The 11,469-nt window shown below is 71.3% G+C and carries 12 protein-coding genes; all 12 read left to right on the top strand.

What is annotated here, in order from left to right; genetic code table 11:
• On the top strand, nt 1-369 hold a 369-nt coding region (locus tag D7W79_RS43600; RefSeq protein WP_158616933.1), incomplete at its 5' end, for a hypothetical protein.
• On the top strand, nt 366-1,043 hold the full coding sequence (locus D7W79_RS09825) for a CIS tube protein (protein ID WP_120525090.1): 678 nt from the start codon (nt 366-368) through the stop codon (nt 1,041-1,043). The genes D7W79_RS43600 and D7W79_RS09825, both read left to right, overlap by 4 nt.
• Nucleotides 1,040-2,059, top strand: coding sequence for a phage late control D family protein (locus D7W79_RS09820; protein ID WP_120525089.1), 1,020 nt, complete (start codon nt 1,040-1,042; stop codon nt 2,057-2,059). Before D7W79_RS09825 ends, D7W79_RS09820 begins: the two co-directional genes overlap by 4 nt.
• Nucleotides 2,056-2,688, top strand: coding sequence for a phage baseplate assembly protein V (locus tag D7W79_RS09815; protein WP_120525088.1), 633 nt, complete (start codon nt 2,056-2,058; stop codon nt 2,686-2,688). The genes D7W79_RS09820 and D7W79_RS09815 overlap by 4 nt, the downstream gene beginning before the upstream one ends.
• A 10-nt stretch (nt 2,689-2,698) precedes the next feature.
• Complete coding sequence (locus D7W79_RS09810) at nt 2,699-3,097, top strand: PAAR domain-containing protein (protein WP_120525087.1); 399 nt, start codon at nt 2,699-2,701, stop codon at nt 3,095-3,097.
• Between the two features lie 2 nt (nt 3,098-3,099).
• Nucleotides 3,100-3,501, top strand: a complete 402-nt coding sequence (locus D7W79_RS09805) for a GPW/gp25 family protein (RefSeq protein ID WP_120525086.1) — start codon at nt 3,100-3,102, stop codon at nt 3,499-3,501.
• 20 nt (nt 3,502-3,521) lie between these two features.
• Nucleotides 3,522-3,740 (top strand): hypothetical protein, encoded by a 219-nt coding sequence (locus D7W79_RS09800; protein WP_120525085.1) that lies wholly within the window; start codon nt 3,522-3,524, stop codon nt 3,738-3,740.
• 10 nt (nt 3,741-3,750) lie between these two features.
• Nucleotides 3,751-6,639 carry a putative baseplate assembly protein gene (locus D7W79_RS09795; RefSeq protein ID WP_120525084.1) on the top strand — a complete coding sequence of 963 codons (2,889 nt, stop codon included), beginning with the start codon at nt 3,751-3,753 and terminating at the stop codon, nt 6,637-6,639.
• Nucleotides 6,629-7,849 (top strand): hypothetical protein, encoded by a 1,221-nt coding sequence (locus tag D7W79_RS09790; protein WP_120525083.1) that lies wholly within the window; start codon nt 6,629-6,631, stop codon nt 7,847-7,849. The genes D7W79_RS09795 and D7W79_RS09790 overlap by 11 nt, the downstream gene beginning before the upstream one ends.
• Complete coding sequence (locus D7W79_RS09785; protein WP_120525082.1) at nt 7,846-8,739, top strand: phage tail protein; 894 nt, start codon at nt 7,846-7,848, stop codon at nt 8,737-8,739. The genes D7W79_RS09790 and D7W79_RS09785 overlap by 4 nt, the downstream gene beginning before the upstream one ends.
• Nucleotides 8,717-9,856, top strand: coding sequence for a tail fiber domain-containing protein (locus D7W79_RS09780; RefSeq protein ID WP_158616932.1), 1,140 nt, complete (start codon nt 8,717-8,719; stop codon nt 9,854-9,856). The genes D7W79_RS09785 and D7W79_RS09780 overlap by 23 nt, the downstream gene beginning before the upstream one ends.
• A complete protein-coding gene (locus D7W79_RS09775) occupies nt 9,853-11,460 on the top strand; it encodes a hypothetical protein (RefSeq protein ID WP_120525080.1) in 1,608 nt (535 codons plus the stop codon). Before D7W79_RS09780 ends, D7W79_RS09775 begins: the two co-directional genes overlap by 4 nt.
• Nucleotides 11,461-11,469: the final 9 nt, after the last annotated feature.

The raw sequence follows: 11,469 nt of genomic DNA, 5'->3' as shown, positions 1-11,469 counted from the left end.
GGCCTTCCCCTCCTCCGCCTCGTCCCGCTTCAGGCGGGCACGGGCGGTGTCCCGGCCGAGGACGCCACCTCCCCCCGGCCGAGGCTCCGGCTCGGCCCTTCGCTCCCGCTGGAGCACCGGCGCGCGGAAGCGGACGCCACCGCCGACAGGGGCACCGCGAGCTCCGCGCGCCCCGGCCAGGGCGCGGCGCTCCCCATGGCTCCCGCCGACCCCATGGGCCGGCCGAACGCCGTCCGCCCGAACACGGCTCAGGGCGTGCTCGATGTGGAGGGGCTCTCCCGTAACGACGTGCGCAAGCTCGCGGACCGCATCCTGGTGGAGATGAACCGCCGCACTCGCGTGCGCGATGCTCGAAAGGCGCCTCGATGACGCTGCGCAAGGCCATCATCCAGAACCTCGACACCCGCGAGCAGCTCGAGGTCATGTACAACCCGACCGAGTACACGAGCAGCACGCAGCTCGTCACCTCGCGCGTGGGCGCCACGCTCCAGTTCCTGCGGATGGAGAGCCCCACCTTCACCGTCAGCCTGTTCTTCGACACCTACGAGCAGGGCACCGACGTGCGTGCCCTCACCCGGCGCCTCGTCTCCTTCCAGGAGCCCTCCGTCGGCGCCAAAGAGCCCCGCGAGCCCCCCACGTGCCTCTTCAGCTGGGGCGGCTTCCAGTACACCGGCGTCATCCGCAAGCTCGACCAGCGCTTCACCATGTTCCTGCCGTCCGGCACCCCCGTCCGCGCGGAGCTGACGGTGACGTTCGAGCAGGTGCTGACGCCCCGTCAGGCCATCGAGAACGCCGGGCTCGACAACTGCCGCAAGATCCACATCGTCAGCCAGGGGGACCGGCTGGACCTCATCGCGTTCCGCGAGCTGGGCGACGCGGGCGCCTGGACGCGCATCGCCAGCCTCAACGGCATCACCGACCCCTTGAACTTCCCCACCACGCAGCAAGTCGGCACCGCGCTCATCATCCCGGACCGGGGTGAGTCGCCCGAGCCCCGCGCGGCGTCGCAGGCCGGCCGGTTGGACCGGCCGAGGTCGGCATGATCACCCTCCGGCTCGCCGGCGCCCCCCTCCCCGACAACATGCTCGCGGCGCTCCGGCGCGCGGAGGTGGAGCAGGAGCTGAACCTCCCCGCCACCTGTGTCGTGGAGGTCGGCAGCGTCAATCCCAGCAAGGAGGACTGGCAGGGCATCGACCTGTCGCTGGCCCGCATTGGCGCGTCCATGGAGGTGTCCTTCGGGGAGGGCAGCACGCCCCTCTTCACCGGCGAGGTGGGTGAAATCCTGGCGGACTTCTCCACCGAGAGTACCGTCGAGTTCCGCGGCTTCGACGCCCTGTACCGGCTCCAGTTCGGGACGGCGCAGGCCGTCTATGAGGGGCAGAGTGACTCGGGCATGGCGATCCGCATCGCGAGGAAGAACCAGCTGGAGCCCTCCGTCGACGAGTCGCCCGTGAAGTACCCGTACGTGCTCCAGGCCAACCAGAGCGACTTCGCCTTCCTGGCCTCGCGCGCGGCCCGCATCCACTACGAGCTGTTCGTCACCGGCAACACGCTGCACTTCCGGCGCAGCCGCGCCGGCCAGTCCGCGGTGATGACGCTCCAGTGGAAGGAGCAGATCATCGAGCTGTCGGTCCGGCTGCGGGCCGTCAAGCAGGGCTCCACCGTGCAGGCCGTGGGGTGGGATCCGAAGAACAAGCGCCCCATCGTGGCCAACGTCAACTCCGGCCCCGCGACGCTGCGGATGGGCGGCCGGGAGACCGGCTACCAGATCTCCACGGAGCTGGCGCCGTCCCCCGTGTCGGCCATGGACCCTGAAATCAACGACCCCGAGGGCGCGCGCGCCGTGGCGGAGGCGGCCTACGTGACGGGGCTCGACACCTTCATCGAGGCGGAGGCGGTCCTCGTGGGCGAGCCGCGCATTCAGCCCGGGGTCAACGTGCAGCTGGCGGGCATCGGCAGCCGGCTCAGCGGCCCCTACTACGTGACGTCGGCGAAGCACCTGTACTCGCAGGACAGCGGCTACCGGACGGAGTGCGTGCTTCGGAGGACGGGCGCATGAGTGGTTCCTGGGACGAGGGTTCTGGCTACGAGCGCTCCATGCCGGGCGTGGTGGTGGGGCTGGTGGAGCAGACCACGGGCGACCCGGAGAAGCTGGGCCGCATCAAGGTGCGCTACCCGTGGCTGGGCAACACCCTCCTGTCCAACTGGTGCCGCGTGGCGTCCTTCTTCGCCGGCAGCGGCGTGGGGGCCTACTTCCTCCCGGCCGCGGGCGACGAGGTGCTCGTCGCCTTCGAGGCGGGCAACGTCAACGTGCCCTACGTCATCGGCGCGCTGTGGAACGGGAAGGACCTGCCCCCCGTCGCGGGCGAGGAGAAGCAGCAGAGCGTGCGGATGCTCAAGACGCGCGGCGGCAGCACCATCCGCATCGACGACACCTCCGGCGCCGAGCAGATCGAGATCGTGGACAAGAGCGGGGACAAAATTCTCCTCGACGCCACCAAGAAGAGCATGACCGTCACCGTCACCGGGAGCATCGAGCTGTCGGCGGGCGGGGGCAGCATCAAGCTGAGCGCCGGGCAGATTGAGATTTCCGCCACCCAGACGCTGAAGCTCTCCGGCCCGACCGAGGTCTCCATCGAGTCGGGCGGCGGCGTGAGCGTCAAGGGCTCCACCATCCGGCTCAACTGAGGGAGCGTGCATGGGATTCCCCGCGGCGAAGCAAGGCGATCGCGTCGTCTCCATCGACAAGCACATCGTCCTCGTCCCCTCGCCGACCGGGACGGTGCCGGTGACGCAGACACTCCCCTTCAGCGGCATCATCAACGGCGCGCTGTGCGAGAACGTGAAGGTGCAAGGGCTGAGCGCCGCGGTCGTCGGCTCGACGGCGGCGAACACCCCGCCCCACGTGCCCATTGGGGGCACCTTCGCGGTGCCGCCCAGCAACCAGGGGCAGATCGTCACGGGCAGCGCCACCGTCTTCTTCGGAGGCCGGCCGGCGGCGCGCGCGTCGGACAAGGCGGTGACGTGCAATGATCCTCCGGTCCCCCAGCCCACGGGGACCGTGGTCGCGGAGAGCACGGTGCTCATCGGAGGCTGAAGATGGCGGGCAACGTGAAAGACTTCCTGGGCTCCGGCTGGGCGTTCCCGGTGGAGCTGCAGGGCGGCAAGGTCCGGATGGTGGCGGCGGAGGTGGACGTGCGCCAGGCCATCGAGCTCATCCTCGGCACGTCCCCCGGGGAGCGGGTGATGGAGCCGGACTTCGGCTCCGCCCTCCAGGAGCTGGTCTTCAGCGCGCAGAACACGTCCAACCAGCAGCTGGCGGCCTTCTACGTGCGCCAGGCGCTGGAGCGCTGGGAGCCGCGCATCCGCGTGGAGGACGTCCGCGCCTCCGTGTCCCCGGACAAGCCGGAGGTGCTCCTCATCTCCATCGACTATGTTATCCGCACGCGGAACCAGCGGCAGAACCTAGTGTACCCGTTCTACGTCAACCAGGGCCGCTAGCCCGCGCAAGGAGCCCCGAAGTGAAAGACTACGTGGAGCAGCGGCTCGCGGAGCTGCGCGGTGAGCTCGACCTGGGACAGAAGCAACTGGCCATGCTGGAGGCCCGCAGCGCCGAGCTGAAGCAGACGCTGCTGCGCATCAGCGGCGCCATCCAGGTGCTGGAGGACGTGATGGCGCACGGCCAGCACGCGGCGCAGTCCAACGGCCACGCCCAGCCGGAGACGCCGCCCGCGCGCTGACGGCTTCCGCATGACACGCCCCCCGTACATCCTCGACGCGCGCACCAGCGACGACGTGTACGCCGACGCCCTCCGGCTGGCGCGCCAGTACCTGCCGGAGTGGGCGGGCTTCTGGCCCCCGTCCACCCCCGACTACTTCTCCACGGACGACCCCGGGCTGGTCCTCCTCAAGCTGATGGCCCGGCTGCACTCGTCGCTGTCCACCCAGCTCAACCGCGCCCCGGACAAGCACTTCCTCACGTTCCTCGACTTCTTCGGGGTGGAGCTGCGCGGGCCCCAGGCGGCACGCGTTCCCCTGACCTTCACCCTCACCGCGGGCAGCGGCCCGGTGGAGCTGCCCGCCAACACCCAGGTGGCGTCCGCCAACGACGCCAACCTCCTCTTCGAGACCACCCAGCCGCTCCTGGCGCTCCCCGCGCGGCTGGTGGCGGGCTACGTCCTCTCCCCTGCGGCGGACACGTACGCCACGGCCCCCTCCCTGCTGGGCCAGCCCGACGCGGGCGCCCCGGCGCTGGTGCCGCTGGAGCACGCGCTCTCCCTGGGGAGCTCCACCTTGTTCCAGCAGTCCACCCCCGTGGAGGAGCTGAGCGTCACGCTGCAAGGGGTGAACCTCTTCCAGAGCTACTTCGCGCGGTGGACGGACGGCACCGGCACCGTGCTGCGCCCGCAGTTCACCCCCGAGCGCTACGACATCCTGACGGTGTCCTTCACCGGCTTCTCCCAGACGGAGGCCACGGAGGTCGCGGGCCGCTCGTCCTTCTGGCTCACCGTGAGACCCTCCGAGGACGTCCGCATCCGCGGCGCCGACGCGGAGGTGCTCCCGCAGCTCACCGCCCTCTCCGCCACCGTGCGCTCGCCCCGCCTCCAGGCGGAGGCCACCTTCACCAACGGCACCGCGGTGGACATGACCAAGGGCGGCAACCCCTTCGGGCAGATGCCGGCGGTGGAGGACGCCTTCTACATCGCGTCCACCGACGTGTTCTCCCGCGTGGGCGCGAGCATCTCGATCGACATCGATGCCACCCCCATCGACCCGCCGACGTCCGTGGTGCTGGCGTGGGAATACTGGGACGAGGGCTGGCTGGCACTGGACGTGCTCGACGGCACCGCCGCCTTCACCCGTCCGGGGCGCGTGACGTTCACGTGCCCGCCCATGGCGATGGCGCGGATCAACGGCCGCGACAGCCGCTGGGTGCGCGCGCGCATCGCCTCCGGAGGCTACGGCCTGCCCGGGGGCATCGTCGTGGTGAGGTCGGCGGAGTACGTCGTCGACGACCTGATTGGCTCCTTCGTCACGGACCGGGGCGAGGTGCTGGACATCCTGAACGAGCACCAGCTCAACTTCGGCTACGAGTACCAGCCGCCCAGCTACGTCCCCCCGTACGTGGCGGCGCTCTGGCTGCGCTACGAGCTGACCGAGCGCCCCGAGCTGGCAATCACCCGCAACGGGTTCGCCGACGCGCCGCTGGACCTGCTGCCGTACCAGCCCGTGCCCGAGCAGCAGTCGGCCTACTACCTGGGCTTCGAGCCCACGAGCTTCCTGGCGCACGTGCGCGGGCGGACGCTGTCGCTGCTCGCGCTGCTGCCCTCCGGCCGGCAATGGACCTCCACCCTGCCGCCAGTGTGGTCCGCCTTCGATGGGAGCACCTGGCGCGTCCTCAAGGTGCAGGACGGCACCAACGACTTCACCACCTCCGGCATCGTGAAGGTGGAGGTGCCCGCCTGGGTGACGAGCAGCTCCGCCTTCGGCCAGGAGCTGGCGTGGCTGCGGCTGTCCGCGCCCGAGGACACGCCCACGGCGCTGCCGCCGCTCCAGGCCGTAGTGCCGAACGCGGCGGACGCGGTGAACGGCGTGCGCTGGACGGACGAGGTGCTCGGCTCCGGCACGGGCGGCCCGGGCCTCACGGTGGAGTTCCCCCGCACGCCGGTGCTGGAGGGCCAGGGGGTGGAGGTGTTCGAGGCCCTGCCCATCGCCGCGCAGGCGCTGCCCGGAGGCCAGCCGCTCGCCGGGGCCGCGGGCGCGCAGACGTGGGTGACGTGGGAGGAGGTGTCCAGCTTCTCCTTCTCCAGCGCCACCGACCGGCACTACGTGCTGGACCACGCCAGCGGGGTGCTGACGTTCGGGGACGGCGTGCGCGGCATGGCCCCGCCCCCGGGGGAGAACAACATCCGCGCCAGCCAGTACCGCAGCGGCGGCGGACTGGTGGGAAACCAGCCCGCCGGCTCGCTGACGATGCTCCAGCGCGCGTTGCCCGGCGTGGACTCCGTCACCAACGTCATTGCCTCCCGGGGTGGCACCGACGCGGACACGCTCGACGCGCTGCGGACGCTCGGCCCGCGGCGGCTGAAGGCGCGGGACAGGGCCGTGAGCGCCGAGGACTTCGCCACCCTCGCCCTCACCTGCTCCCAGCGGGTGGGCCGCGCCACCGCCTACGCGGAGCTGGACGGGCGACTGTCCGTCGCCGTCGTCCCGCGAGAGTTCGACCCGCGGCCCACCGTCACGTCGGACCTGGTGGACGAGGTGGAGGCGTACCTGAGGCCCCGCGCCCCCTTCGTCGTGGTGGACGCCCTGTCCGTCGTGGGACCGGAGTACCTGCCCATCGACGTCTTCGTCCGCGCGGTGCTCCAGCCGGACGCGCAGAAGGCCGTCGTCCGGACGCGGATGGAGGCCTTCCTCACGCGCTTCTTCGCTCCGCTGGGCGGCCCGGGACGGGAGGGCGGCTGGGACTTCGGGGCCACGGTGCTCGCGGCGGACGTGGCGCAGGCGCTGGAGGACGTGCAGGGTGTGGCGATCATCGACGGCGTCGCGCTCAATGGCGGCAGCGCCTCCGTCCCGCTCGTGCGCGCCCAGCTGCCGTGCGCCGGCGCCCTGAGCCTGGAGGTGAGCCATGGCGGATGAGCTGCGCCTGCCCGACCTGGCGCCGGAGAGCTACGAGGACATCTTCACGGCGCTGCGCAACGCCATCCCCACCTTCAGCTCCAACTGGACGGACTACAACGCGTCCGACCCGGGCATCACCCTGCTCCAGTTGCTGTCGTGGGTGGCGGAGACCACGTACTACCGCATCGACCGCGTCCCGGACGCGTCGTACCGGAACTTCCTGCTGCTGGCCGCGGGCGTGCCCGAGCAGGGCGTCGCCCAGGCGCTGCTGACGGCGCAGCGCGACATCGTGAGGCGCGCTCAGGTGGCCATCAGCCTGGGCGGGCAGTCCGTCCTGATGGACCCGGCGTACGTGGAACTCTTGCGCTACCTCTGGGCCACCGCCGGGCGCGACGTGGACGCGGCCGAGCTGCACGCCGTGGCCCAGCGCTTCTGGGCGAGCCCCGACCGCGCGGTGACGGAGGACGACTTCCAGAAGCTGGCCTTCCTGTGCACCGCGAGCGTGCCCGACAGCGCCCCCCTGGAGAAGGTGCGGCGCGTGGTCATCCGGCGCCAGGAGGCGGGCGTGCGGGTGACGCTCGTCTCCGGCTACATCCCCCAGTACACGGCCCAGTACACAGAGGCCGACAACCTGGAGGACTCCACGCAGCCCAACCCCGCGCTCGTCGGCACGCTGGCGGTGACCTCGCTGCCGATGAGCTTCTCGGCGCTCAACGGGTACGACAAGCTGGTGTACGCCGTCGGGCAGTTCCTGGCCCCGCGCCAGCTCATCGGCACCGCGGTCCGGGTGGACACCACCCGCTTCACCCCCCTGCTGGCCAGCGTGGACCTCGTCGTCGCGCGGGGGTACGACCCGAAGACGGTGCTGCGGGCGGCGATGGCGCGCATCACCGCGCTGGCGGACCCGCTCACGGGAGGCAGCGCGGGGGAGGGCTGGCCCCACGGGCGTCCCCTGCTGGCGCATGACCTCCTCGGCGCGCTCGGGGGGATGGAGGGCATCGACCCGAGCTTTCCGCTGGAGGTCCACGTGCAGTGGCTCCAGGGGACGCGCGTGGGCGAGGCGGCGCTCGGCGTGGGGACGGTGGTGGAGGCGCCGCCCTACGAGTACGGCATGCCCTGGTTCGTGTCCCTGACGCTCCAGGCGCTGCAGAGCACGTGGAGCATCCAGGTGGGCGTGCACGGCCGCATCGCCACGGACTCGCGGATTGCGCGCGCGGAGGACCCATGAGCGACGAGCTGTCCGGCTACCTGCGCTTCCTTCCCGTCCTGCTCACGCGGCGGGGGCCCGGCAACACGCCCTCGTTCATCGAGAAGTACCTGCAGATTCCCGAGAGCATCCTGGGGCAGCGCGATGGGACGCTGGCGAACGTGCAGCGGGGCATGGCGGCGGTGCTCGACATCCTCCCCTCCCTGCTCTACCCCCGGCTGTCCTTCCTGTTCCCGGGCTCGACCGCGGTCATGCCGCCCGTGGAGGCGACCAACGCCGTCGGCGACCCCAACGACGCGGCCACCGCCCGCACCCTGCGGACCCTGAACGCGCTGCTGGGCATCGTCCCCATCGACACCACCCTGGCCAAGGACAAGGACCCGTGGCGGGACGCGGTGCTGGACTGGCTCACCGGCTACCTGGACTGGCTGGGGAGCTGGCTCGCCTTCACCGCCAACCCCGAGTGGAGCGTGGACCGGCGGCGCAGCGTGCTGGCGGGCCTGATGCCCCTGTACCGCAAGCGCGGGACGCGCGACGGGCTGGAGGGGCTGCTGCGCCTGTTCATCGCCCCGGACATCCGCGTCATCGACCTGGTCCACGCGCCGCCGCTCCTGCTGGGGGAGAACTCGACGCTGGCGGACACCTACAGCAAGGGCGACGGCGTGCTCGACGGCACGCGGCCCCTGAGCTTCGCGGTGGACCTTCCCCTGCCCACGTACGACCTCGACTCGGTTGCGACACGGGCGCTCATCACCAGCGTGCGGACGCTCGTGGACGCGGAGAAGCCCTTGCAGACCCGCTACGAGGTGCGCCCGCGCACCGTGACCTTCACCATCGGCCAGTATTCGCATGTCGGGGTCGATACCCTCATCCCGCTCCGGAGAACCCGTGGCTCCCGCACCGCCCAATAAGTCGCTTGAACGGACGTTCTATTTCGAGGGAGAGCTGCTCCAGCTCGGAGACTTCGTCCGGGACCAGCAATACGTCCGGGACCTGGTCGCCTACCAGAACCGGTTCCTCTTCGCGCCCGGAGTCGTCCAGGGCCTGACGCTCAGCGGCCAGAACACGTCGATGCTCGCAGTGGGCCCGGGCGTGGCCTTCAACGCCAACGGCGTTCCCCTGTACGTGGTGCAGAGCACGAACATGTCCGTCCAGGGGCAGACCGCGGACGGGACGTATCAGGCCATCCTCGACTACGGCGACAACAAAACCGCCGACCAGCAGTCGTCCCTCAAGACCACCCATGCCATCATCGAGAACCCCAGGCTGACGCTGGCGCAGAACTACCCAGGCCCCGGCATCATCCTGGGCACCGCCGTGTTCGCGGGCGGGAAGATTACCAGCATCGACTCGAGCGCCGCGAGCGGGCGGCAGCAGAGCTGGCTGACGCTGCCCACCACGCAGCCCGCCGCGCCGAAGAACGACGCGACGACCCCCACCGCGATGCTATCGGTGGGAGCCGGGGACGCGCAGCCCCAGGCATTCAGCGGCCCGCTGAGCGTGGGGCCGGGCCCGGCCAGCACCGACGCGATGCTGTCCGTCACGCAGGCGATGGACGGCCTCCCCGCGGGGACGAGCACGGCCCGCTTCGACTTCACGGACGGCACCGTGAAGGACTCGGGCGTGCGGCTCAACCTGAAGAGGGCGGACGGCAGCCATGCACTCCTGTCCGCGCGCTTCGCGGGCAGCGACGTCTGGGAGCTGGACCAGGACGGCACGCCGCGCACGCTGAGCGACGCCTCCCTCAAGGTGGACGTCCGCCCGCTCACCGGGGTGCTGGAGCGCGTGGCCGCGCTGCGCCCCGTGTCGTTCGCGTGGCGCGCCGACCCGTCCGGCCCGCGCCGGCTGGGACTGCTGGCGCAGGAGACGGCCCGGGTGCTCCCGGAGGTCGTCGGCACCAACGCGCAGGGCCAGGCGACCATCTCCTACCAGGAGCTGGTGCCGCTGCTGCTCCAGTGCGTGCGGGAGCTGACGGAGCGGGTGGCCGGGCTGGAAAAGCGCCTGGAGGCGGGGGACAGGGAGCGATGACGCCGGACGGCGCCGAGCGCCCGCTGTTCCATGACGGTCAGTCGCTGACCGCGGCGGACCTGCGCACGGAGCAGCGGTACTTCGAGACGCTGTTCACCGGGCTCAACCAGGCGCTGCACCTGTCCGGCATCGCGAAGGGGCTGGAGGTGACACAGGGCCAGCGGCCGGGCTCGCTGGTGGTGTCCCCCGGGGTGGCCATCGACGAGGCGGGCCGGGCGCTCATCCTCACGGAGGCGCGGCTCGTCGACGCGGCGGGGCAGCCGGGCCAGGCGCTCTTCGTCCTGCTCACCGCGGACGAGCGGCCGGCCTCGCCCACGTCCGAGAGCGGCGCCGTGGGCTACAAGCGCTTCCTGCTGGAGCCGCGCATCGAGCTGTCCGCCCTGGGCGTGGCGCAGGGGGCGTCCCCGGTCGTGCTTGGCAAGGTGTTCCTGGACGAGCGCGGGGCCGTGGCGCGGGTGGACCCGCGCGTGCGGCAGTTCTGTGGGAGCCGCGCGGGACACGTCACCTTCGCGTCCGGCGATGCCCCCGAGGACCAGAGCCCCCGGCTGGAGGCGGACCGGAGCCAGGACGCGCAGCCGGTGCTCGTGGCGTCCTTGGGCCGCGCGGCGTTCACCGGCGTCCTGCTGGTGACGGGGACGCTGCGGGTGAATCGCGACTTCGCGCACGCACAGCTCGACGTGGAGAGCACGCGCGAGCGCATCCTCACCGTGCGCGGCGACCAGCCGGCGCTCGTCCTGGACGGCGAGGGGCAGGTGGGGGTGGGCGTCGCCGCGCCCGAGGCCCGGCTGGACATCGCGGGCGCACTGCGGCTCGACGCGGGCCAGGCGCTCGTCTTCGAGGGGGCAGGCACCCTGCGGACCCGGGAGGGCACCAGCAGCCTGTCCTTCCAGGTCAGCCCCCCGCGGATGGAGCTGAGCGGCGCGACGCTCCAGTTCCAGGCGGGCACCGAGACACTGCCCCTGATGCTGTACCCGAACGGCCACGCGACCATCTGCGGGGCCCAGGACATCCCCGAGGCGACGCTCTCCGTGCTGGGGCGCGTGCGCGTGCTCCAGGGCGGGATTCGCTTCCAGGACGGGAAGGAGCAGACGACGGCGGCCATCTCCACCACCGTCCGGGTGGGCATGGTGATTGACTACTGGCTCCCCAAGGGAATGAAGCGGGACCTGCCGGACAACTTCGCCATCTGCGACGGCAGCGTGGTGAATGACCCCCACTCGCCCCTGAACGGAGTGCGACTGCCGGACCTCCGCGGCCTCTTCGTCCGGGGCACCGGGGACTACCTGAACATCGGGCAGACCGGGGGGGCACTGAACCACACCCACCTGCTCACGCAGGTGCCCGTGCACACGCACGGCGTGGGCCACAACCATGGGTGGTACCGGGGAAGCTCCAGCGAGTCGCTCGGGGAACCGGACTCCGACGCCACCGACGACAAACTCACCGGCTTCCATCACCAGCACAGCGTCGAGATCCGGGTCGACGAGACGGACACGACCACCTCCAAGGAGAACTCGGGGCTGGTGAACCCCGGCATGCCCTTGCAGAGCGCCGACAACCTGCCGCCCTACTACGGGCTGGTGAAGCTCATGCGCATCCGGTGAAGGGGGACG

Origin of the sequence: Corallococcus exercitus (assembly GCF_003611585.1) — a bacterium.
In the GTDB taxonomy this organism is placed as follows: Bacteria; Myxococcota; Myxococcia; order Myxococcales; family Myxococcaceae; genus Corallococcus; species Corallococcus exercitus.
The sequence above is the reverse complement of the archived record's forward strand: the minus strand, read 5'-3'. Positions and strand labels throughout refer to the sequence as shown.

Bases quoted from the DNA above. Each gene is read 5' to 3' on its own strand.
- D7W79_RS09810 (WP_120525087.1), top strand. From the start codon at position 2,699: ATGGGATTCCCCGCGGCGAAGCAAGGCGATCGCGTCGTCTCCATCGAC.
- D7W79_RS09795 (WP_120525084.1), top strand. From the start codon at position 3,751: ATGACACGCCCCCCGTACATCCTCGACGCGCGCACCAGCGACGACGTG.
- D7W79_RS09775 (WP_120525080.1), top strand. From the start codon at position 9,853: ATGACGCCGGACGGCGCCGAGCGCCCGCTGTTCCATGACGGTCAGTCG.
- D7W79_RS09785 (WP_120525082.1), top strand. From the start codon at position 7,846: ATGAGCGACGAGCTGTCCGGCTACCTGCGCTTCCTTCCCGTCCTGCTC.
- D7W79_RS09790 (WP_120525083.1), top strand. From the start codon at position 6,629: ATGGCGGATGAGCTGCGCCTGCCCGACCTGGCGCCGGAGAGCTACGAG.
- D7W79_RS09815 (WP_120525088.1), top strand. From the start codon at position 2,056: ATGAGTGGTTCCTGGGACGAGGGTTCTGGCTACGAGCGCTCCATGCCG.
- D7W79_RS09825 (WP_120525090.1), top strand. From the start codon at position 366: ATGACGCTGCGCAAGGCCATCATCCAGAACCTCGACACCCGCGAGCAG.
- D7W79_RS09820 (WP_120525089.1), top strand. From the start codon at position 1,040: ATGATCACCCTCCGGCTCGCCGGCGCCCCCCTCCCCGACAACATGCTC.
- D7W79_RS09805 (WP_120525086.1), top strand. From the start codon at position 3,100: ATGGCGGGCAACGTGAAAGACTTCCTGGGCTCCGGCTGGGCGTTCCCG.